The organism is Shinella sp. 20P9.1.1, from assembly GCF_057798995.1.
Window position 1 is genome coordinate 244,566 of sequence record NZ_JBYOLC010000008.1, and the last position, 21,948, is coordinate 266,513.

Sequence of the window (21,948 nt, forward strand, 5' to 3'; positions counted from 1 at the left end):
CCTGCCGGATGTGTTCGGCGAGCGTTGAAACAGCCGGGGCGTGACTTGTCGCAAGCACCCATGATCTTGAGCGGCCGCGGGGTCACCGCGGTGCTCGGCCCGACCAATACGGGCAAGACCCACTACGCAATCGAGCGCATGGTGGCCCATGAGACAGGCATTATCGGCCTGCCTCTGCGCCTCCTCGCGCGCGAGGTCTATACGCGGCTTGTCGACAAGGTCGGGCAGCACAACGTGGCGCTCATCACCGGCGAGGAGAAGATCACGCCGCATATGGCGCGCTTTTCGGTTTGCACTGTGGAGGCCATGCCGCGCGAGACGCGTGCCTCCTTTGTCGCCATCGACGAGGTGCAGCTTGCCGGCGATCTCGAGCGCGGCCATATCTTCACCGACCGGGTGCTGCATCTGAGAGGCCGCGACGAGACGCTGCTGCTCGGCGCCGCCACCATGAAGCCGATCCTGGAGCAGCTGCTGCCCGGCATCCATGTCATCGAGCGCCCGCGCCTCTCGCAGCTCTTCTATGCCGGCTCGAAGAAGATCACCCGCCTGCCGCAGCGCACCGCCATCGTCGCGTTTTCCGCCGACGAGGTCTATGCGATCGCCGAGCTCATTCGCCGCCAGCGCGGCGGGGCGGCCGTCGTGCTGGGCGCGCTCAGCCCACGCACCCGCAATGCGCAGGTCGCGCTCTATCAGGAGGGCGATGTCGAATATCTCGTCGCCACCGACGCGATCGGCATGGGCCTCAATCTCGACGTCGACCATGTCGCCTTCGCGCAGGACAGAAAATTCGACGGCTACCAGTTCCGCAATTTGAACCCCGCGGAACTCGCCCAGATCGCCGGCCGCGCCGGCCGGCATCTGCGCGACGGCACTTTCGGCGTGACGGGCCGCGTCGATCCCTTCGACGACGAGCTGGTGAAGCGCATCGAGACCCACCAGTTCGATCCGGTAAAGGTGCTGCAATGGCGCACGACGCGCTTCGACTATTCCTCGCTGCAATCGCTGCGTCTGTCGCTTGAGGCCGCCCCGCCGATCGCCGGGCTGACGCGGGCTCTGCCGGCCGTGGACCAGCAGGCGCTGGAACACCTTTCGCGTTATCCCGACGTTCGTGACCTTGCGACGACGCCGGAACGCGTGCAAAAACTCTGGGAGGCCTGCGCGCTTCCCGATTACCGCCGCATCACGCCCGCCCAGCACGCCGATCTCATCTCGACGCTCTATGCGGATCTCGTAAAGCGTGGCACGGTTAACGAGGATTTTATGGGAGATCAGGTCCGCCGCGCGGATCGCACCGATGGCGAAATCGACACGCTTTCGGCGCGAATCGCGCAGATAAGGACCTGGACCTATGTGTCGAATCGGCCCGGTTGGCTTGCCGATCCGACACACTGGCAGGAAAAGACGCGGGAAATCGAAGACCGATTGTCCGATGCGTTACATGAACGGTTGACGAAACGCTTTGTTGATCGCAGGACATCTGTGCTCATGAAGCGCCTGAGAGAGAATGCAATGTTGGAAGCTGAAATCAGTGTGAATGGCGATGTCTTCGTGGAAGGACATCATGTCGGGCAGTTGGCCGGTTTCCGGTTCACGCTCGTCTCCGGAACGGAAGGTCCCGACGCGAAGGCCGTGCAGGCTGCCGCGCAGAAGGCGCTCGCGCTGGAGTTCGAAGCCCGGGCTGCGCGCCTGCATGCCGCCGGCAATTCCGACCTCGCGCTCGGTTCCGATGGCACGGTGCGCTGGCTCGGCGATCCCGTCGCCCGTCTCGCCGCTTCCGATCACATCATGCGCCCGCGCGTCATCCTGCTCTCCGACGAGCAGTTGACGGGCAATGCGCGCGACCACGTCGCTGCCCGCATCGAGCGTTTCGTGAACCATCATATCGCGACCGTGCTGAAGCCGCTCGACGATCTCTCGCGCGCGGAAGACCTGCAGGGGCTCGCCAAGGGCCTCGCTTTCCAGCTCGTCGAAAATCTCGGCGTATTGTTCCGCCGCGATGTCGCCGACGACGTCAAGACACTCGACCAGGATGCCCGTGCCTCCATGCGCAAGCACGGCATCCGCTTCGGTGCCTACCACATCTTCATGCCGGCGCTTTTGAAGCCCGCCCCGGCCGAACTCATCACGCTGCTCTGGGCGCTGAAGAATGACGGCCTCGACAAGCCGGGTTATGGCGACCTGATCCCGGTGCTCGCCGCCGGCCGCACCTCCGTCGTCACGGATCCGAGCTTCGAGCGCGCCTTCTACAAGCTCGCCGGCTTCCGGTTCCTCGGCAAGCGCGCCGTTCGTATCGATATCCTCGAGCGCCTCGCAGACCTCATTCGTCCGCTTCTCCAGTGGAAGCCCGGCACACCGCGCCCCGATGGCGCCTATGATGGTCGCCGCTTCACCGCAACGACTGCCATGCTCTCCATCCTCGGCGCGACGCCCGACGATATGGAGGAGATCCTCAAGGGTCTCGGCTACCGCGCCGACAGCGTGAAGCCCGAGGAGGCCGCCGCTTTCCTCGCGGCGCAGGCTCCGGCCGCCGCAGCAACGGAAACCCCGGCGGAAGCCGCTGCGGAGACCTCCGACGAACACGATGCCGACGCATCGGACGAAAGCGAAGCCCCGGCCGCAGCCGCCGAAGCGCCTGCCGCTGAAACTGCGGACGCTCCGGCAGCGGTGGAAGCCGCCGTCGAAGGCGAAGCGGTCGAAGCTAAGCCCGTCCTGCTCTGGCGTCCCGGCTCGCGTCACGACAACCAGCGCCAGGGTGGTCATCGCCATGGCGGCGAGCGTCAGGGTGATCGCAACGGCGAACGCCAGGGAGACCGTCCGGACCGGGGCGAACGCCGTGGCGGCGACCGCAACCGTGGCCAGCAGGCCGGTGAACGGGGCGAGCGCGGCGAACGCCGTGACGGCGGCCGTGGTGGCCGCCCGGATCAGGGCAAGGGTGGCCGCGACGGAAAGCCGCAGGGCGGCAACCGCCCGGACCGTGGTGATCGCAACGACCGTTCAGCCAAGCCCGAGCAGGCGAAATTCGAGGCCCGGCCGCCCCGCAAGGAGAAGCCGATCGATCCGGATTCGCCCTTCGCAAAGCTCGCAGCGCTCAAGGAGCAGCTGAAGAAGTAAGGCATGACGCGACACGAAGAACAGCCCGCCGCGCGCCAGCGCATCGACAAGTGGCTGTTCTTCGCGCGTCTGCGCAAATCCCGTTCGCTTGCCGCGAAATCCGTCGAAGCGGGCGATATCAGGGTCAACGATCTCGCCATCCGCCAGCCCTCGCATATGGTGCGGCCGGGCGACGTGATCGTGCTCTCGCTCGACCGCCACGACATGGTGGTGAAGGTGCTGTTGCCGGGCGAGCGCCGCGGTCCCTACGAGGAAGCCCGCCTGCTCTATCACGACATGACGCCGCCTCGGCCGCCGCGCGAGGAACGCACTGTTTTTGCGCAGGCGACGCGTGAGCGCGGCGCCGGCCGCCCGACCAAACGCGAGCGCCGCGAGATCGACCGGCTGCATGGCGGCCCCGGCGGCGACGAGGATTAGAATTCTATACCTCCCGGGGGCGTAAAGGCGCATGTATTGCGCTTGCAAAGCGTCGGCAAAGCCTTTACCTCCACCATCGACAGCCCTGCGCGGGTGAGGCGTTTCGCCCCGGCCAGCCGGCCTTTTCACCGGTGAGCCACCGCCCGCTTCGTGACGTTTCTGGAGTTCCTCATGACGTATGTCGTGACCGACAACTGCATCCGCTGCAAGTACATGGACTGCGTGGAAGTGTGCCCCGTCGACTGTTTCTACGAGGGTGAGAACTTCCTCGTGATCCATCCCGACGAATGCATCGATTGCGGCGTCTGCGAGCCGGAATGTCCCGCCGAGGCGATCAAGCCGGATACGGAGCCGGGCCTCGACAAGTGGCTGAAGGTCAACACGGAATTCGCCGCGATCTGGCCCAATATCACCGTCAAGCGGGACGCCATGCCCGAGGCCAAGGAAATGGACGGCGTCGAGAACAAGTACGAGCAGTTCTTCTCGCCGAATCCGGGCCAGGGCGACTGAGCGTCGCCACCGGCGACAAGCGATCTGGGGAAAAAAGCCTGCCCGCGCCAAAAGGCGATGGGACAGGCTTGATGACCCACGCGAAGCAAATTATTGATTTCGGCACTTTTTTGTGGTAGGGTCCTGATACTGATCCAATTCGCGGCATTTCGCGTGCCCGAACACCACCACGAAAGCAAACGATCCCTCAACGACGCTCACCTCCCATAGGCAACTCCGGTTGCTCAAATGTGAACGCGTCGCCGGGGACTTTTTTGCGCATGGAGGGTGGACCAGAGTGGTGACACCGCAACGGTGCCCCCCTTTTTTCCCGGGTCCCCAGACCCACCCGGCCTCCGCCGGGAGCGTAACAGGGAGTATTTGAACAGAATGACGACCCAGCAGAAGAAATCCTCCACGCGCCATGGCTTCAAAACCGGCGAGTCGATCGTCTATCCCGCTCACGGCGTTGGCCAGATCATCGCCATCGAAGAGCAGGAAGTCGCCGGCATGAAGCTCGAGCTTTTTGTCATCGATTTCGAAAAGGACAAGATGCGCCTCAAGGTGCCGGTTGCCAAGGCCGTTTCCATCGGCATGCGCAAACTGTCGGAGACCGATTTCGTCGAGCGTGCGCTGAAGGTTGTCCAGGGCAAGGCCCGCGTGAAGCGCACCATGTGGTCGCGCCGCGCGCAGGAATATGATGCCAAGATCAATTCCGGCGATCTGATCTCGATCGCCGAAGTGGTCCGCGACCTTTACCGCGCCGAAAACCAGCCGGAACAGTCCTATTCCGAGCGTCAGCTTTATGAAGCCGCCCTCGACCGCATGGCCCGTGAAATCGCCGCCGTGAACAAGATGTCGGAAACCGAAGCTGTCCGCCTCGTCGAGACGAACCTTGCAAAGGGTCCGAAGCGCGGCAAGGCCATCGAAGAAGACGATAGCCAGGACGAAGCGGCCTGATTTAGGGCGCTGTCTGAACTTTTAAAGCCCGGCTGGCGACAGCCGGGTTTTTTATTGGAACTTTTTTGCGTCTTCGCCGTTCTGGTGCCGAGAACGACCGCTTGCAAAAGGGGCCGGCGCCGTGGCGTCACCACGAATTTTGTCCGAAAACCGCTTTCGGCCATTCGCCGCCCCTGCTGAAACGTCTTCTCTCAAGGGCGACAGGGCGGGCGCGCGCCTCCCTGAGCCGGTTCGGCTTACGTGGAGAGATGCCATGGCTACGACGACCGCAGACCGCCGCATGATCAAGCTTGCCATGTCCGCTCCCTATCTGGAGCGCGACGAGGAGCAGGCCCTGGCCCAGGCCTGGAAAGACAACAGGGACCAGGAAGCCCGCAACCGCATCGCCATGGCGCATATGCGCCTGGTCGTCTCGATGGCCGGGAAGTTCCGCAACTTCGGCCTTCCCATCGGCGATCTCGTGCAGGAAGGCTATATCGGCCTGCTGGAAGCTGCCGCCCGCTTCGAGCCGGAGCGTCAGGTCCGCTTCTCCACCTATGCCAGCTGGTGGATCCGCGCCTCCATTCAGGATTACGTGCTGCGCAACTGGTCGATCGTTCGCGGTGGCACCAGCTCGGCACAAAAGGCGCTCTTCTTCAATTTGAGACGTCTGCGTGCCCGCCTTGCTCGCGGCGACAGCTACCTTACCAGCGAGGCGATGCACCAGGAGATCGCCGCGGCGATCGGCGTCAGCACCGCCGACGTGCGCACTATGGATGCCCGTCTCTCATCCTCCGACATTTCCCTCCAGGCCCCAATCTCCACTGGCGAAGGTGAGGGGTCGAGCCGGATAGACTTCCTGACCAGCGACGCCCCGCTTCCCGACGAGCAGGCGCAGGACAGCATCGACGGCGAACGCCGCCATCATTGGCTACATGCAGCCCTTGGCCAGCTCAATGAGCGCGAAATGAAGATTATTCGCGCCCGTCGGCTCGCTGAAAATGGGGCTACGCTGGAGGAGCTGGGAACGGTGCTCGGAATTTCCAAGGAGCGCGTGCGCCAGATCGAGAACCGGGCGCTGGAAAAGCTGAAGGCCGTGCTTGTCAGCAAGACGACGGATTTCGCTTACGCCTAAGGGGTTTTACCGGTGGAAGGAATCCTCGGGCTTGACCCGAGGATTCGCGCGGCACGGAGCGCCCCGAAGGGCATTCCCCTCACTCGCTGATGATCTTGAATTTTTCACCCGGCCGCACCGTGCTCGTCGCCGTCATCGCGTTGATGAGGCGGAAGAGGTCGAGCTTGCGCGTGGTGCCCATCATACGGCCGGCCAGTGTGGCGACCGTATCGCCGGGGCGTGCCGTCACGACGCGGACGCGCAACGGCTTCAGCGAGGCGACCTCGGCTGGCGTCAACTTGCGGAACGAGCTCTTGAGGATTGCCGCCGTTGGCTCCAGCGCCTTCGAACCCGCCGGCACGGCCGTCAGGAAGCGGTAGATTTGCTTGTCGATGCGCACGACCGTGACGTCGAATTCCCAGCGGTCGGCGGCCGCTTTGGCGGTCGCGGCCTCAAGACCGTTCAGCGAAATCGGGCGGATAGTTTCCGGCTTCAGGCCGGTCACCCAGCCGCTCGAAATGTAATTGACCAGATCCTGCCCGCGGCTGTCGGCAACGCCATCGAAGCGGATGGCGACATCGCCCGGGCCGGTCGCCAGAACCGCGTCGGCCTTGTTGTCGATCTGGAAGCCGTTGGGCACGTCGAAGCGGATGCCGAGCTTGCCATGCATGAAGGTCTGACCGCGCACATAGCCTTCCTCCGGCGCATCGCCGTAGAGCAGGCCGTCGATGCCGGCGAGATAATAGTCGCGGCCGCGGTCGCCGATCGTGCCTTCCGCCCCGAAGGCGCGGGCATGAAGGCGCGCCAGTTCCACGCGCTGCGGCGCGTTCGGGTGGCTCGACAGGAAGTCGAGGCTCTGGTCGTTGTCGGGATCGACGGCCGTGAAGCGGGCATAGGCCGCCATGGAATCGAGGAAGCGCGCGGCGGCATAGGGGTCGTAGCCCGCTTCGCCCAGCATACGCACGCCGATCACGTCGGCCTGGAGTTCCTGGTTGCGCGAGAAGGCGGCGAGCCTGAGCTTGCCGCGCGCCAGCGCCTGCTTTCCGGCAATGTTGCTGGAGAGCACTTCGGCCACCACGCGGCTGGCGATGACCTCGGCCTCTTCCTTCTTCTGCCGCTCGATGCCGTGATTGGCCGTCACGTGCGCCATCTCGTGCGACAGCACGGCCGCGACTTCCGAGGCATCGTTGGCGAGAGCCAGCAGGCCGCGCGTCACATAGAGATAGCCGCCCGGCAGCGCGAAGGCGTTGATGGCGGGCGAATTCAGGATGGTGATGCGATAGGACTGGTTGGGATTTTCCGAAACGATCGTCAGCGCGCCGGTGATGCGCGCGACGAGTTTCTCCGTCTTGGCGTCCTTGTATTCGCCGCCATAGCTCGCGACGATGCGCGGATGCTCACGCGCGCCCATCTGGGCGCGCGGATCGTTCTTCTGCACTTCGTCGACGATCTGCGGATTGGAGGAGGGCGAGATCGTCGGCTCGTAGGTCTGTTCGATGATCGACTGGCAGCCGGCCAGCAGCGTGCCGGCAAGCATCAGCGCTGCGATGGGTCTCAAAACCCCGCGCCCGGATACCGTTGCAGCTGCCTGCGTTACCTTCGCCATCTCTCTTGCCCACGCCCCCTGATGGGTTCACGCCCGCCTTGCAGCCCTAAGGTGCAGCGCAGGTGCAAAAATTCGCGTCCTCATAGGGATGAGATAGACGCACCACACCCGGCCGGCAACTCCCTGGTCGACAAACGGTTCCCTTGTGGCTCCGGTGACACAGGTGGGCGACCAAATTGTGGCGCGACATCCCGTCAAAAGACAACTCCTCCGGCTAAATGGTGGTGTGGCCGAGGAATTTTGCAACTCCCGGCGGCTCGTGGCGAGACAGGAAGTCACGCGCCGGTTCGTCCAGCAGAATGACGCCGGCCTCCAGGAACATTACCTCTCCGGCAAGCCGGCGGATATCGTCGGGCTGGTGGGTGATGAACAGCATGGTGCTTTTCGTCTCGGCGTGCAGTTCCGAAAGCAGCCGCGCCATATCCGCGCGCATGGCGGGATCGAGCGCTGCGAAGGGTTCGTCGAGCAGCAGGATCGGTCGGCGGCGCACCAGCGCGCGGGCCAGCGCCACGCGCTGCCGCTCGCCGCCGGAGAGCGAGCCGGGCAGCCGTCGCTCATAGCCGCCGAGCCCGACGCGCGAAAGGGCTGCAAACACGCTCTGGCGCTGGGCAACATCGAGCTTGAGGCCCGGATGAATGCCGAGCGCCACATTGTCCGCGATGGTGAGATGGGCGAAGAGATTGTTGTCCTGGAAGATGATGGAGACCGGGCGCTCGGCCGGATCGCGCCCGGCCATGTCCTCGCCGAGCAGCGTGACGCTGCCGGAGGCCGGTTTCTGGAAACCGGCGATGACATTGAACAGCGTCGATTTTCCCGCGCCCGAGGGACCCGCGACTGCGACGGCCGCACCGGATGGAATGGCGCAGTCGAAAGCGAGCCGCTTCTCCTCGAAGCGCACGGTGACGTCGATCAAGCGAATGGCGGCATCAGGCATCGGCGGGCGGGCTTTCGGTTGGGCGTTCGGCGGCGGTGGAGGGCAGTGTCAGCAGAAGGCATATCACGCCGAGGATCAGCGCGATGCCCGCCGCATCGGCGGTGCGGTAGCTCGCCATGCGCGAGAACAGGAGCCAGGGCAGCGTGGCGAACCCTTCCGCGCCAAAAATCGCGACGGCGCTCAAATCGCCGAGCGATAGCGCCATGGCGAAGGCGAAGGCGGTGAGGAACGGTTTTTTCAGCGCCGGCCAGTCGATCCATCGCAAGCGATGCATCCCGGTGACACCAAGGCTGAGCGCAAGTCGGGCTGTACGCGTGAGGTGCGTGCTATAGGCCGGCTCCAGCACGCGCACCACGAAGGGCAGCGCCATCAGTGCATTGATGACGGTGATGATGACGGGCGCGAAATGTCCGGTCTCGCCGAAGGTGCGCAGCATCAGGAACCAGCCGGTCGCCACCACGACAGGCGGCACCAGCAGGATCAGCGATCCCGTCGCAGGCAGCGCCCGTGCCATCAGTCGCGTGGCAAGTCCCGCGCCGCTCGTCTCGGCCAGGCGCGGCACCAGCACGATGGGCAGCGCGATGGCGAGGCTGAGGCAGCCGGAGGCGAAGGATATGGCAAGGCTGGTGGCGAGCGCCCGGTGCAGCAAAGGATCGAGCGCCAGCCGGCCGAAATCGGCCGCAAGGCCAGAGACGAGCGTCGCGGCAAGCGGTGCTGCGGTGAAAAGCGAGAAGGCGAGCAGGATGAGGCCATCGGACAGGCGGCGGCGCCGGCCGTCGAAGCGCCTGATATCGCGCCCCGCCGTCATGCCCTCTTCCGGCGGACGGCCGAACAGCGAGAGCAGCCAGATCAGCAGGGCCGTGACGGCGATTTGCAGGCCAGACAGCAGCACCGCGCGCTCCGGGTCGAAATCGAAACGCAGCGCTTGGTAGATCGCGACCTCGATGGTAGTTGCCGCCGGCCCGCCGCCGAGCGTCAGCACCACGGTGAAGCTTGCCGCGCAGAGCATGAAGATCAGGCCGGCAATGCCCGGCAGGACGCGCCTTATGACCGGCCACTCGATGAGCCGGAAGGTTGCGCCGCTGCCCATGCCGAGATTGGCCGAGGTCAGCCAGTATTCCGGCGGGATGCGGTCGAGTGCGGCCAGCAGGAAACGCGCGGCGAGCGGCAGGTTGAAGAAGACATGGGCGATCAGGATGCCGGCAAGGCCATAGACGCTGACGGGACTTTCCAGCCCGCCGAGCCGCAGGAGATCGTTGACGACGCCCTGCCGCCCCCAGATTTCGATGATGCCGAGGGCCGCCACCAGCGCCGGCAGGCCGAGCGGCACGACGGAGAGCCTGAGGATCCAGACGCGACCGGGAAAGGTGCGCTGGCGGGCAAGTGCCCGGGCAACGGGAATGGCGAGCACCACCGACAGGAGCGTCGAGAGCGTCGCCTGCATCAGCGTGAACTGCGCCACCCGCCAGGTATAGGCATCGAAGAGCGGCGCGGTGCTGCCGCCCGCATGGGCCAGCAGCACCGCGGTTGCCGCGCCCGCGAAGACGAGCACGAAGCCGAGGGCAAGGCCCCCGGCGACACGCAGTGTGCGTCGTTCCGCGCGGGCGAACATCTCAGGCGTTCCTTACTTGGCGCTCATCACAGCGAGCCATTCGTCGATCCAGGCCTTGCGGTTGGCGGCAACTTCATCCGACGGCATCAGGAAGGTCTTTTCCGGCTTGACCAGCGCGTCGAAGGCGGCGGGCAGTGGGTCTTTCGTCTTGGCGGCCGGCATCATCCAATTGGTTTCCGGAATGATCGACTGGAAATCCGGGCTGGTCATGAAGGTCAGGAACTGGCGGGCAAGGTCCTTGTCGTGCGAGGTCCGCGTCAGGCCGGCAACCTCGATCTGCACATAGTGGCCCTCGGAGAAGGCGGCTGCCTTATAGCGCTCGGTCTTTTCCGCGATCACGTGATAGGCCGGCGAGGTCGTGTAGGAGAGCACCATCGGCGCCTCGCCCTTGGTGAACAGGCCATAGGCTTCCGACCAGCCGGGCGTGACGGTCAGCACGCGGTTTTTCAGCTTGCTCCAGGCCTCGCCCGCCTTGTCGCCATAGACGGATTTCACCCAGAGCAGCAGGCCGAGACCCGGCGTGGAGGTACGCGGGTCCTCGATGACGATCTTCTGCGACGGATCGCCCTCGACCAGCTCCTTGAGGCTTGTCGGCGGGGTCTTTACCGTCTCGGTGTCGTAGACGACGGCGAAGTGGCCGTAGTCATAGGGCAGGAACGTATCGTCGGAAAAACCGCCCGGCACCGTCAGGTCCTTTGGTGAAAGGCCGTGCGCTTCGAAAAGGCCGGTCGCCTTCGCTTCGGTGATGAGGTTGGTGTCGAGGCCGAGCACGACGTCGGCCTTGGTGCCCTCGCCTTCGAGCTTCAGCCGGGTCAGGAGCTCCACGCCGTCGGCAACGCCCACCCATTCGACCGTGCAGCCGCAGGTCTTTTCGAAGGCTTCCTTGACCTTCGGGCCGGGGCCCCAGTCGGAAACGAAGCTTTCATAGGTGTAGACGGTCAGCGTCTTTTCAGCGCCGTGCGCCGGAAAGGCGAGGGACACGGCGAGCGCCGCGATGGAGGAAAAAACTGTCTTGCGCATCAGCGCCTCCTTGTTTCGTCAAAAACGGGAATAGGGCGCTGGATTGTGCCGTCTAATCCCTCCGCCGGTACAAACCGGATCAGGTTCTTCGGGTTGGCGATGAAGCCTCTCAGCCCGCAAACCTGCAGGCACCCCGTTAGAGCGAAAAAAGGCATAGTCCCGGAAACGCTGCGGCGCAAGGGGTGTGGATGCGGACAGGCAGGGCGGCCGGCCCTGTTCCATCCGGAACAGCGGCATGCGTAGGGATATGCGATCTTCAGATCACCGGATGAGAGAGGCTCATCCTTAACCGATCAGGAGAGACCCCATGCGCAAGTTCATCGTTTCCGCCACCGTTGCCCTCGTCGCCGCCGTCTCGTTTGCGGCTCCCTCGCAGGCCGGTTACTACAGCTACGATTATCAGCCGTACTGCTTCATCAAGAAGATCAAGTCCTACGACTACTACGGCAATGTCGTCATCAAGCGCATCAAGGTCTGCCGCTAAGCGGCCCCATTACTGATCTCCCCGAAGGCCCGGATGTTCCCCTGCATCCGGGTCTTTTGCCGTTCGGGCCTATGCGCTGCCGCCAAACTCTTTCCCTTTCGCCGGAACATGCGCTAAGGGCATCAGCCATGACCATATCGGCCCCGATAGACCAGACCTTCGTCGTCCTTCTCGGCGGCGCGCTTGCGGTGACGCCGCGGGTGCGGGCCGATATTGTCGGTGCGCGCTTCGTGGCGGCCGATGGTGGCATGCGGCATGCCGCAGCGCTCGGCGTCACACCGGAAATCTGGGTCGGCGATTTCGATTCGACGCCGGACGATCTCATCGCCGCCTGGCCCGGTGTCGACCGCCAGCCCTATCCCGTCGCCAAGAACGAGACCGACGGGGCGATCGCCGTTTCCGTCGCGACCGAACGCGGCGCGAAGGATATCGTGCTGGTCGGCGCGCTCGGCGGCGAGCGCAGCGACCATGCGCTGATGCACCTGCTCCATGCGGTGTCGCTCGCTGAAGACGGCTATGCGATCAAGCTCACCTCCGGCGAGGAGGAAGCCTGGCCGCTCTTGCCGGGCAGCCGGGAGATCGACCTGCCGAAGGGCAGCCTGTTTTCGATCCTCGGCCTTTCGCCGCTGTCGGGTCTCTTCATCGGCAATGTGCGCTATCCGCTGAATGATTTCTCGTTGCCCTTCGGCTCCTCGCGCACCATTTCCAACGTCGCCGAAGGTCCGATCCGCCTTTCGCTTGCCTCCGGCCGCGCGATCCTCATCGCCCGGCCCTATGACCTTTCAGGAGCCTGACCCTTGGCACCGCCCATTCTCAAACTCGACGATATCTTTCTGAGCTTCGGCGGCACGCCGCTCTTGGCTGGCGCGAGCCTCCAGGTGGAGCCCGGTGACCGAATCTCGCTTGTCGGCCGCAACGGCTCGGGCAAGTCGACGCTGATGAAGATCGCCGCCGGCCTTGCTGAGGCGCAATCGGGCGAGGTCTTCCGCCATCCCTCCGCGACCATCCGTTACCTGCACCAGGCGCCGGATTTCGACGGCTACGACACGGTCGCGGCCTATGCCGAAGCCGGGCTTGGCCCGAGCGACGATCCGTACCGCGTCACCTATCTGCTCGAACATCTCGGCCTCGACGGCACGGAAGACCCGAAGTCGCTGTCGGGTGGCGAGGCGCGCCGCGCCGCACTTGCCCGCGTCATGGCGCCGGAACCGGATATTCTTCTGCTCGACGAGCCGACCAACCATCTCGATCTTCCGACCATCGAATGGCTGGAAGGCGAGCTGCAATCGACCCGCTCGGCGCTCGTCGTCATCTCGCACGACCGTCGTTTCCTCGAAAAGGTCTCCAATGCCACCGTCTGGCTCGATCGCGGCCAGTCGCGCCGGCTCAACCGCGGTTTCGGCCATTTCGAAGCCTGGCGCGACGAGGTGCTCGAGGCCGAGGAGCTGGAGCAGCACAAGCTCGGCAAGGCGATCGAGCGCGAGGAGCACTGGCTGCGCTACGGCGTGACGGCACGCCGCAAGCGTAACATGCGCCGTCTCGGCGCGCTGCACGATTTGCGCTCGCGTTATCGCGGCCACAAGGGCCCGCAGGGCAGTGTGCAGGCCAGCGCCTCCGATGCGCAGGAATCCGGCAAGCTGGTCATCGAGGCGGAAAAGATCACCAAGGCCTACGGCGAGCGCACCATCGTCGCGCCCTTCTCGATCCGCGTGCACCGGGGCGATTGCATCGGCCTCGTCGGCCCGAACGGTGCCGGCAAGACGACGCTGCTGAAAATGCTGACCGGCCAGCTGGAACCCGATAGCGGCACCGTCAAGCTCGGCACCAATCTGGAGATCGCCACGCTCGACCAGCGTCGTGAGGACCTGAACCTCGATGACACGCTCGCCCACTACCTCACCGACGGCCGGGGCGAAAACCTGCTGGTCAACGGCGAGCAGCGCCACGTCACCGGCTATATGAAGGAGTTCCTCTTCCAGCCGGAACAGGCCCGCACGCCGATCCGCAACCTCTCCGGCGGCGAGCGCGCAAGGCTGATGCTGGCGCGCATCCTGTCGCGCCCGACCAACCTGCTCATCCTCGACGAGCCGACCAACGACCTCGACATCGAGACGCTGGACCTGTTGCAGGAAATCGTCGCCGGTTTTGCCGGTACGGTGCTGCTCGTCAGCCACGACCGCGACTTCCTTGACCGCACCGTCACCTCGACCATCGCGCCTGCCGACCCGGAAAACCCTGATGGTCGCTGGATCGAATATGCCGGCGGCTATACCGACATGATGGCGCAGCGCCGTGGCGCGATCGACGAGAAGCGCAAGGCGGAAAAGGCCGAGAAGGCGAAGGCCGCCGAGGCATCGCCCGCATCCGCCCCGGCGGACGGCAAGGCCAAGGGCAAGCTTTCCTACAAGCAGAAATTCGCGCTGGAAAACCTGCCGAAGGAGATGGAGAAGGCGGAAAAGGAGATCGCCGCTCGCGAGGCGAAGATGGCCGATCCCAACCTCTTCACCAAGGACCGCGCCACCTTCAACAAGCTGGCCACGGAGATGGAAAAGCTGCGCGCATCTCTGACGAAGATGGAAGAGGAATGGCTGGAGCTGGAAATGCTGCGGGAGGAACTGGAGGGCTGAGCCCTTTCCGGACACATGTCGCCGCCACCCCCCTCCTCGTCATGCTCGGGCTTGACCCGAGCATCCACCGCTGCGGGTGCGGTATGGATTCTCGGCTCAAGGCCGAGGATGACGGCAGTGGGTGGGATTGAGGGTAAAAGCCCTGTTCCATCCGAAACAGCGCGCATGAACGGACCATGGGATAGTCGGGTCATTGGATGAGAAGCGCTCATCCTGCAACCGAAAGAGATCAGGAGCATCCCATGCGCAAGTTCATCATTTCCGCCGTCGTCGCCGCTGTCGCTGCCGTGTCCTTCGCCGCCCCGTCCGAGGCTGGCAATTACGGCTACAACAGCTACGGCTATGGCCACAAGCATCACGGCTACAAGAAGCATTACGGTTACAAGAAGCACTATGGTGGCCATTACGGCTACAAGAAACACCATGGCTACAAGAAGCACTACGGTGGCAGCTACGGCTACAACAGCCACAACGGCTACAGCTTCTCGTTCGGCTACTACTGAGCCTTTATCGAGATTTCCGATCGAGGCCCGGATGCCCGCCGCATCCGGGCCTCGGTGCATTCGGGCATGGATTGATTCGCAGGCGGAGTGGCGCTATTTAAATGCCTCGTGGTGATTTGGCCGGCCGGCTTGCAGCCACGTTAAACAAGTCGCTAAAGGGCCGCGCGAGGAAGACCCTTACGTGGACCGGTTGCGACGTCGTTGCGGCCGGTTTTTGTTTTGGATCGAGTTGAGACATGCCCATCAAGATTCCCGATACGCTCCCCGCCTTCGAAACTCTCGTGAACGAGGGTGTCCGGGTGATGACCGAAACGATGGCGATCCGGCAGGATATCCGCCCGTTGCAGATCGGGCTTCTCAACCTCATGCCGAACAAGATCAAGACGGAAGTGCAGATGGCACGCCTCGTCGGCGCCTCGCCGTTGCAGGTCGAACTGTCGCTGGTGCGTGTCGGCGGCCATCGCGCCAAGAACACCTCCGAGGAGCACCTGCTTGCCTTCTACGACACGTGGGAGGAAGTGAAGCACCGCAAGTTCGACGGCTTCATCATCACCGGTGCGCCGGTGGAGACGCTCGACTACGAGGACGTCACCTACTGGGACGAGATGAAGGCCATCCTCGACTGGACCGAAACCAATGTGCATTCCACGCTGAATGTCTGCTGGGGCGCGATGGCGGCGATCTACCATTTCCACGGCGTGCCCAAGCACACGCTCGACGAAAAGGCTTTCGGGGTCTATCGCCACCACAATCGCAAGCCGTCATCGGTCTATCTCAACGGCTTCTCCGACGATTTCGAAGTGCCGGTGTCGCGCTGGACGGAGATCCGCACGGAGGACGTCCGCGCGGTCGACGATCTCGATATCCTGCTCGAATCCGACGAGACGGGCGTTTGCCTCGTGCAGGAGACGGCCGGCAACCGGCTCTATATCTTCAACCATGTCGAATACGACTCGACCTCGCTCGCAGACGAGTATTTCCGCGACGTCTCGGCCGGCGTGCCGATCAAGATGCCGAAGAACTATTTCCCCCACAACGATCCGGCGCTGCCGCCGCAGAACCGCTGGCGCGGCCATGCGCATCTGCTGTTCGGCAACTGGATCAACGAAATCTACCAGACAACGCCATACGACCTCGAAAAGATCGGAACGGGAGCCTGACCATGAGCCGTGTCGTTATTCGCCCGCTGCACAAGGATGATGAAGGCGAATGGCGCCGCCTGTGGACCGCCTATCTCGCCTTCTACGAGACGGTTCTGCCGGAAGAGATTTTTGCCACGACCTTCGCCCGTCTGACGGGCGAGGTCGCCGAGGGCGAATACCGTGGCCTCATCGCCACGCTCGACGGCAAGCCTGTCGGCCTCGCGCACTACCTCTTCCATCGCTCGTGCTGGACGGTTGGCAATGTCTGCTACCTGCAGGATCTCTTTGCCGATCCCGACGTGCGCGGCAGCGGCATTGGCCGCGCGCTGATCGAAGGCGTCTATGCCAAGGCGAAGGAGGCCGGCTCGCCCGAGGTCTACTGGATGACACAGGAGTTCAACGCCACTGCGCGCCAACTCTACGACCGCATCGCCGAGAAGACCTCCTTCCTCGTCTATCAGAAGAACCTCTGACGGGTTGTCGAATAGTATGACTTTTCGGTTGCGGCCGGCAAGGAATTGAAGCAGGTTGCCGCGCTGGGAAAGCCGGCGGAGGAGACGCAAGCGTGGGTCAGCAACAGGATATCTTCGGTCGGCTCGATCAGGGGGAAGCGGTGGAGCGCGTTACGATATCGGGCGGCGGACTGACGGCCTCTGTCCTGACTTGGGGCGCCGTCATCCAGGACCTCAGGCTTGACGGGCACGATGCGCCGCTGGTGCTCGGCTTCGAAGACCTGCCGTCCTATCTCGATCATTCGCCGTTCTTCGGCGCCACGCCCGGCCGTTGCGCCAACCGGATCGGCGGCGGACGCTTCGCCATCGACGGTCGCGACTACCAGCTGGAACGCAACGAGCGCGGCGTCACGCATCTGCACGGCGGCAGCGACGGCATTGGCCGGCAGAACTGGCGGATTGCCGAAAAGGGCGCCGATTTCGTCACGCTCACGCTGACCGATCCCGACGGCCGCGCCGGTTATCCCGGCAATTGCGCCATCACCTGCACCTATCGCCTGCCGGGCGAGGGCGTGCTCTCCGTCGTCTATGAGGCCGTGACCGACGCGCCGACGCCGGTCAATCTCTGCCAGCACAGCTATTTCATTCTGGATGGCGGCGCGGATGCGCTGGGCCACGAGATCCGTCTGGCGGCGGAACACTACCTGCCCGTCGATGAAAACCTCATTCCGACCGGTGAGGTCCGCCCTGTCGCCGGCACGCCCTTCGATCTCAGGGAATGGACCCCGCTTGCCCGCCAGACGGAAGAGGGAGGTGTCGCCTTCGACCACAATTTCTGCCTTTCGCCGGAGCGCGTGGCCAAGCGTCCCGTCGCCGAGGTGCGCAGCCCCGTTTCGGGCGTTTCGCTTGCCGTGCTGACGACCGAGCCGGGTGTGCAGCTCTATACCGGCGCCAAGGTCGGTCCGGCCGTTCCCGGCCTCGAAGGTCGCCACTACGGCGCGTTCGCCGGCTTCTGCCTGGAGACGCAGATCTGGCCCGACGCCGTCAATCACGCGGATTTCCCCAAGGCGATCCTGCGCCCCGGCGAGACGCTGCGGCAGGAGACGGATTACGTCTTCCGCAAGGCCTGACGGCGGTTCCCGACCCCCAAAGGCAACGGGAAAAACGCAAGACAATCGAAACCTTTGTGCCGCACAAGGCCCGCATGGACCCGGAATGATGCCGGGTTGTGCGGGATGAATGCGCCAGGACAGCGTCGGTCGCCCCAGGGGACTTCTGTCCATGAAAATCTCGGATCTCTCGATCTCCCGGAAGGTCGGCTTTCTCGTGCTCCTAATGGGCATTGCCGCCGGCACCATCGCCACCGTCGGCAGCCGCGGCCTGACCTCGCTCGGCGGTGCGCTTGAGGATACCGGTGCGCGGGAAGAGGTGGCCCGCGAGGCCATGGACCTGCGCATCGATGTCATCGCCATCAGCCGCATGACCTATCAGCTGGCGCTCGCCCCGGAAAAGGCCGGCGATTTCGCCGCCGAGACGGATAAGCGCTCGAAGGAAATGCTCGACCGCCTGCCGAAGATTGCCTCGACGGCTGACGCCAGCGAACAGAAGCTGCTCGACGGCGTGCGCGCTGCCATGACGCCCTATTTCGACGAGATCCGCGCCATGGTCGCCGTTGCCACGGAAAAGGGTGACGACCGCGCAGCCATTCTCGCCGCGCTCGACAAGGCGCTGGAAGGTCAGAAGGCCGTCACCGCGGCGCTCAAGGAATACACGACCTATTCCGCCAGGACGCTTTCGGAATCACGCGCCACCGCCATCTCGCGCTCGACGACCACGCAGGTCCTGCTGCTTGCCACCGCCTTCGTCTGCATCGTCGCGGGCATGCTGTTCAGCATCGCCTTTGCCCGCAAGGGCATCGTGCGCCCGATCCAGCTTCTGACCGGCGTCATGTCGAACCTCGCCGCCGGCAAGCTCGATGACGCGATCCCCTGCACCGAGCGCCAGGACGAGATCGGCGCCATGGCCCGTACGCTCGACGTCTTCCGCGCCAACGAGATGCAGATGCGCGACATGGAAGCCCAGGAAGCAGCCCTTCAGGCGCAGAGCAAGGACCTGCAATCGAATATCTCGACGATCGTCGCGGCTGCCGCTGCCGGCGATTTCTCGCGCCGCATCACCAAAGCCTATGAGGATGAGGATCTCAGCCGCTTCGCCACTGGCGTCAACGCGCTGGTGCAGAATGTCGACCGCGGCGTCAGCGAAGTGCGTCGTGTCATCGCCTCGCTCTCGCATGCCGATCTCACGCAGGAAATGGCAGGCCAGTTCCAGGGCGATTTCGCCGAGCTGCAGGCCAACGTCAACGGCGCCATGCGCACGTTGCGCAGCACGATGGGTGGCATCCTCACCACGGCCGGCACGATCACCGGCAACAGCCGCGAGCTTTCGGCCGCCGCCGACCAGCTCGCCCACCGCACGGAGCAGCAGGCCGCCTCGCTGGAGGAGACCGCAGCCGCGCTCGAGGAGATCACCACGACGGTGAAGACCTCCACCACGCGCGCCATCGAAGCCTCCGAGATCGTGCGCGAGACCAAGGAAAGCGCCGAAAAGTCGGGTGATATCGTCAAGAGCGCGATCGACGCCATGGGCCGCATCGAGCAGTCCTCGCAGAAGATCAGCCAGATCATCTCGGTCATCGACGAAATCGCCTTCCAGACGAACCTGCTGGCGCTGAATGCCGGCGTGGAAGCGGCGCGTGCGGGCGAAGCCGGCCGCGGCTTTGCCGTCGTCGCCCAGGAAGTGCGCGAACTCGCCCAGCGCTCGGCCAATGCCGCCAAGGAGATCAAGACCCTGATCAACGCTTCGGCCGGCGAAGTGAAGGGCGGCGTCTCGCTGGTGCTCTCGACCGGTGACGTGCTTTCCGAGATCAAGGACCTCGTCAACCGCGTCAACGACCATGTCGTCTCGATCACCCGCGCGGCGCAGGAACAGTCCGCCGCACTCGGCCAAATCAACACCGCCGTCAACCAGATGGACCAGATGACCCAGCAGAATGCCGCGATGGTGGAAGAAACCACCGCCGCCAGCCAGGTGCTGGCCAGCGAAGCCGCCCAGCTTCAGACGGCGCTGTCGCAGTTCCACATCGCAGCAGGGCGCGGGCCGTCCATGCAGCAGCGCCGCGCCGCCTGAGGCGGATCGCTATCTCATACGGAAAGGCCGGCGCCCGCAACGGGTCGCCGGCTTTTCTCCTCCGGTCAGAACGAAGCCTTGAGATCGCGCTGGAGCGCCTCGACGATCAGCTGCTTCAGCTCGGCATGGATGTCACCACGCGTGCGTTTGCCGGGTTCGTCGCAGATCGGATCGACTTCGCCGAGCGACTTCAGCAGCGCCGCGCTGCCATCCTTGCATTCCGGTAGGAAGCTGAAATGCACGGAATCGGCAACGGCCGCATAGGCGCTGTCGGGAACGAGTGCCGCAAGCTTGTCCGAGATCACCGCCTCGGGGATCGTGTCCGGATTGCCGAGATTGATGAAGGTGAGCGGAATGTCGACCGCCTTCAGGCTGTCCGGCTGATAGGCCTGAGCCAGGCCGGGATCGACCGCCACCACGGTGCGCACACGCGGATCGCGGTTCGACTGCTCGAAGCGCGTCTTGTCGATCTTGCGCAAATCGACCTTCTCCACGTCCACAGGCACATCGCCGACATAACCGCGCCCACCAGAAAACCAGGCGCAATCCCATTTGCCGTAGCTGTCGCAATAGCGTGCATAGGCCTTGAGATCGGCGCGGGCGCCGGCGATTTCCATCGCCGCGGCGCCGCCGAGCGAAAAGCCGACGACACCGATGCGCGCGGGGTCGATCGCCGCACGCCAGCCGGCATCGGTCGAGAACCGGTCGATCAGAGCCGAGAGATCGGCGGTACGCTCCCAGATCTTCGGCGTCGCGGCCGGCGTCGAATCGCCGCTCGTCGTGCCGGGGTGGTTCGGCCCTGCGACGATGAAGCCGGATTCGGCGAGCGCAGTCGCCAGCCAGGCCATGCCTTCGATGCGTCCGCCTGAGCCATGGGAGAACAGCACCAGCGGAAAATGTCCCTCGGCGATGGGCGCATCCTTGAGCGCCGGCGCGCCCTTGAAGAGCTTGTTGTCGCCGACCAGACCGGGCGTGCCGCCGGCGGTGGCCGGATACCAGACGGTGACCGGCATATCGCGTCCGCGGTCTGGTGCGAAAACAGAGATCGTGCGAACCCCGACATCTGCGGCATGGGCCGATGTGGCGGCGATACCGGCAAGCAGGAGGGTGGGAAGAAAACGGTGGCGGGTCATGAAAACCTCGTTTGGTTGCGTTTGACCCCGAAATCTTCATTGCAAGCGCCGCTCAACGCGTCCTCGATCGTGTTTGAGGTCGCCCTTGATCGCGATCCGGCCCATGATGGCCGTCACCGTCAATCGAACCGTGCTGTCCGTGCTCTTCATCCCCCTGCCCTTCGTCATCGCCATTCTGCTTTTCCTGCGCTTCGTCGCTCTCCTGCGCCAGCACGAGGTCGGCAACCGGCCGTTTCTGGTGCTGATCGGTCTCTGTATCGTACAGTCGATCGCCGTCGGCCTGCGCTGGGGCTATGATGTGACGGCAGTGCGCTTCGTCCTGCCGGTGCTGGCGGGCGCCCTGCCGCCGCTGGTGCTGGCGAGCTTTCAAAGCCTTATCCATCGTGACCGCGCGAACATCCGCTGGCTGAATATCGCGCCGCCGTTCGTTGTTCTCGCTTTGCTTTTGCTGGCACCCAGTCTCATCGATGGCGCGCTCGTCGTCATCTTCGTCGGTTACGCCATGATCCTGCTGCGGCTCGCCCATGCCGGGCCCGATGGGCTGGAGGAAGCCCGACTCGATGACGCCGTCAGCGCCCACAAGGCTCTTCTGATCGCCGCGGGCGCTCTCTGCGTTTCAGCTTGCTTCGACATCGCCGTGCTTCTCGCATTCGAATGGAGTCGCGGAGAAAACGTGCCGATGCTCGTCAGCAACGCCAATCTGCTGGGCCTCCTCCTTGTCGGCCTGACCGCGACGGTTGCGGCGCGCGCCCGCGCGCCTTCCCTGCCCTCGGAGGAGACGGAAGAAGACGCAGCGATCGCTGAAAGGGACCGCGATGTGCTGGAACGCGTCGACCGGCTGCTTTCGGAGCAAAAACTGTTTCGCGATGACAATCTGACCCTCGCGCGCCTCGCCCGGCGTGCAAACGTACCGGCGCGGCAAATCTCCGGCGCGATCAACCGACTCGCCGGCAAGAACGTCTCGCAATATATCAATGATTTCCGCATCAAGGAGGCCTGCCGGCTGCTGCGTGAGACCGACATGCCCGTCACCACGGCCATGCTCGAATCGGGCTTCCAGACGAAATCCAACTTCAACCGCGAATTCCGCCGCGTCACCGCCCAGAGCCCAGCCACCTGGCGCACGGAAAACCGCCCGGCGATGCCGTAGCGAAAGCCAGAAAAAACAAAAGCCCCGGA

19 protein-coding genes and 2 riboswitches are annotated in these 21,948 nt (G+C 64.3%); of the genes, 14 read left to right on the plus strand and 5 right to left on the minus strand.

What is annotated here, in order from left to right; genetic code table 11:
* The first annotated feature begins 60 nt into the window (after positions 1 to 60).
* The 5 genes from AC27VQ_RS16070 to AC27VQ_RS16090 all read left to right on the plus strand — a co-directional run bounded on the left by AC27VQ_RS16070 (position 61) and on the right by AC27VQ_RS16090 (position 6,091).
* Positions 61 to 3,111 (plus strand): helicase-related protein, encoded by a 3,051-nt coding sequence (locus AC27VQ_RS16070; protein ID WP_488717039.1) that lies wholly within the window; start codon positions 61 to 63, stop codon positions 3,109 to 3,111.
* A 3-nt stretch (positions 3,112 to 3,114) separates the two neighbouring features.
* Complete coding sequence (locus AC27VQ_RS16075; RefSeq protein WP_488717040.1) at positions 3,115 to 3,528, plus strand: RNA-binding S4 domain-containing protein; 414 nt, start codon at positions 3,115 to 3,117, stop codon at positions 3,526 to 3,528.
* A gap of 171 nt (positions 3,529 to 3,699) precedes the next feature.
* The gene (gene fdxA / locus AC27VQ_RS16080) at positions 3,700 to 4,038 is read left to right on the plus strand and encodes a ferredoxin FdxA (protein ID WP_313532594.1); all 339 of its coding nucleotides are present in this window, start codon (positions 3,700 to 3,702) and stop codon (positions 4,036 to 4,038) included.
* A gap of 369 nt (positions 4,039 to 4,407) precedes the next feature.
* Complete coding sequence (locus AC27VQ_RS16085; protein ID WP_313532595.1) at positions 4,408 to 4,977, plus strand: CarD family transcriptional regulator; 570 nt, start codon at positions 4,408 to 4,410, stop codon at positions 4,975 to 4,977.
* Between the two features lie 253 nt (positions 4,978 to 5,230).
* Positions 5,231 to 6,091, plus strand: a complete 861-nt coding sequence (locus AC27VQ_RS16090) for an RNA polymerase factor sigma-32 (protein WP_488717041.1) — start codon at positions 5,231 to 5,233, stop codon at positions 6,089 to 6,091.
* 79 nt (positions 6,092 to 6,170) lie between these two features.
* Here the strand turns inward: AC27VQ_RS16090 and AC27VQ_RS16095 are convergent, their stop codons facing one another.
* The 4 genes from AC27VQ_RS16095 to thiB form a co-directional block, all read right to left on the minus strand.
* The gene (locus tag AC27VQ_RS16095) at positions 6,171 to 7,607 is read right to left on the minus strand and encodes a M48 family metalloprotease (protein ID WP_421590176.1); all 1,437 of its coding nucleotides are present in this window, start codon (positions 7,605 to 7,607) and stop codon (positions 6,171 to 6,173) included.
* A 283-nt stretch (positions 7,608 to 7,890) separates the two neighbouring features.
* Positions 7,891 to 8,610, minus strand: coding sequence for a thiamine ABC transporter ATP-binding protein (gene thiQ, locus AC27VQ_RS16100; protein WP_488717042.1), 720 nt, complete (start codon positions 8,608 to 8,610; stop codon positions 7,891 to 7,893).
* The gene (gene thiP / locus AC27VQ_RS16105; RefSeq protein WP_488717043.1) at positions 8,603 to 10,222 is read right to left on the minus strand and encodes a thiamine/thiamine pyrophosphate ABC transporter permease; all 1,620 of its coding nucleotides are present in this window, start codon (positions 10,220 to 10,222) and stop codon (positions 8,603 to 8,605) included. The genes thiQ and thiP overlap by 8 nt, the downstream gene beginning before the upstream one ends.
* Positions 10,223 to 10,234: 12 nt before the next feature.
* Positions 10,235 to 11,242: a thiamine ABC transporter substrate binding subunit gene (thiB, locus tag AC27VQ_RS16110; RefSeq protein ID WP_488717044.1), complete on the minus strand. Its 1,008-nt coding sequence runs from the start codon at positions 11,240 to 11,242 to the stop codon at positions 10,235 to 10,237.
* 39 nt (positions 11,243 to 11,281) lie between these two features.
* A riboswitch (TPP riboswitch) is annotated at positions 11,282 to 11,388 on the minus strand.
* 161 nt (positions 11,389 to 11,549) lie between these two features.
* On the opposite strand from thiB, the gene AC27VQ_RS16115 reads away from it, so the two are divergent.
* The 8 genes from AC27VQ_RS16115 to AC27VQ_RS16150 all read left to right on the plus strand — a co-directional run bounded on the left by AC27VQ_RS16115 (position 11,550) and on the right by AC27VQ_RS16150 (position 19,636).
* Positions 11,550 to 11,726, plus strand: a complete 177-nt coding sequence (locus AC27VQ_RS16115) for a hypothetical protein (protein ID WP_421592103.1) — start codon at positions 11,550 to 11,552, stop codon at positions 11,724 to 11,726.
* A 128-nt stretch (positions 11,727 to 11,854) separates the two neighbouring features.
* Entirely contained in the window at positions 11,855 to 12,520 is a 666-nt protein-coding gene (locus AC27VQ_RS16120; protein ID WP_488717045.1) for a thiamine diphosphokinase, read from the plus strand.
* A 3-nt stretch (positions 12,521 to 12,523) separates the two neighbouring features.
* Positions 12,524 to 14,353, plus strand: coding sequence for an ABC-F family ATP-binding cassette domain-containing protein (locus AC27VQ_RS16125; RefSeq protein WP_488717046.1), 1,830 nt, complete (start codon positions 12,524 to 12,526; stop codon positions 14,351 to 14,353).
* A 242-nt stretch (positions 14,354 to 14,595) separates the two neighbouring features.
* Complete coding sequence (locus tag AC27VQ_RS16130) at positions 14,596 to 14,856, plus strand: hypothetical protein (protein WP_488717047.1); 261 nt, start codon at positions 14,596 to 14,598, stop codon at positions 14,854 to 14,856.
* A gap of 98 nt (positions 14,857 to 14,954) precedes the next feature.
* A riboswitch (SAM riboswitch) is annotated at positions 14,955 to 15,032 on the plus strand.
* Between the two features lie 60 nt (positions 15,033 to 15,092).
* The gene (gene metA / locus AC27VQ_RS16135; RefSeq protein WP_488717048.1) at positions 15,093 to 16,016 is read left to right on the plus strand and encodes a homoserine O-acetyltransferase MetA; all 924 of its coding nucleotides are present in this window, start codon (positions 15,093 to 15,095) and stop codon (positions 16,014 to 16,016) included.
* Positions 16,017 to 16,018: 2 nt separating this feature from the next.
* Positions 16,019 to 16,471 carry a GNAT family N-acetyltransferase gene (locus AC27VQ_RS16140; protein ID WP_488717049.1) on the plus strand — a complete coding sequence of 151 codons (453 nt, stop codon included), beginning with the start codon at positions 16,019 to 16,021 and terminating at the stop codon, positions 16,469 to 16,471.
* 92 nt (positions 16,472 to 16,563) lie between these two features.
* The gene (locus AC27VQ_RS16145; protein WP_488717050.1) at positions 16,564 to 17,580 is read left to right on the plus strand and encodes an aldose epimerase family protein; all 1,017 of its coding nucleotides are present in this window, start codon (positions 16,564 to 16,566) and stop codon (positions 17,578 to 17,580) included.
* A 151-nt stretch (positions 17,581 to 17,731) separates the two neighbouring features.
* The gene (locus AC27VQ_RS16150) at positions 17,732 to 19,636 is read left to right on the plus strand and encodes a methyl-accepting chemotaxis protein (protein WP_488717051.1); all 1,905 of its coding nucleotides are present in this window, start codon (positions 17,732 to 17,734) and stop codon (positions 19,634 to 19,636) included.
* A 65-nt stretch (positions 19,637 to 19,701) separates the two neighbouring features.
* On the opposite strand, the gene AC27VQ_RS16155 is transcribed toward AC27VQ_RS16150, so the two are convergent.
* Complete coding sequence (locus AC27VQ_RS16155; protein WP_488717052.1) at positions 19,702 to 20,769, minus strand: alpha/beta hydrolase family protein; 1,068 nt, start codon at positions 20,767 to 20,769, stop codon at positions 19,702 to 19,704.
* Between the two features lie 139 nt (positions 20,770 to 20,908).
* On the opposite strand from AC27VQ_RS16155, the gene AC27VQ_RS16160 reads away from it, so the two are divergent.
* Positions 20,909 to 21,919, plus strand: coding sequence for a helix-turn-helix domain-containing protein (locus AC27VQ_RS16160; RefSeq protein WP_488717068.1), 1,011 nt, complete (start codon positions 20,909 to 20,911; stop codon positions 21,917 to 21,919).
* Positions 21,920 to 21,948: the final 29 nt, after the last annotated feature.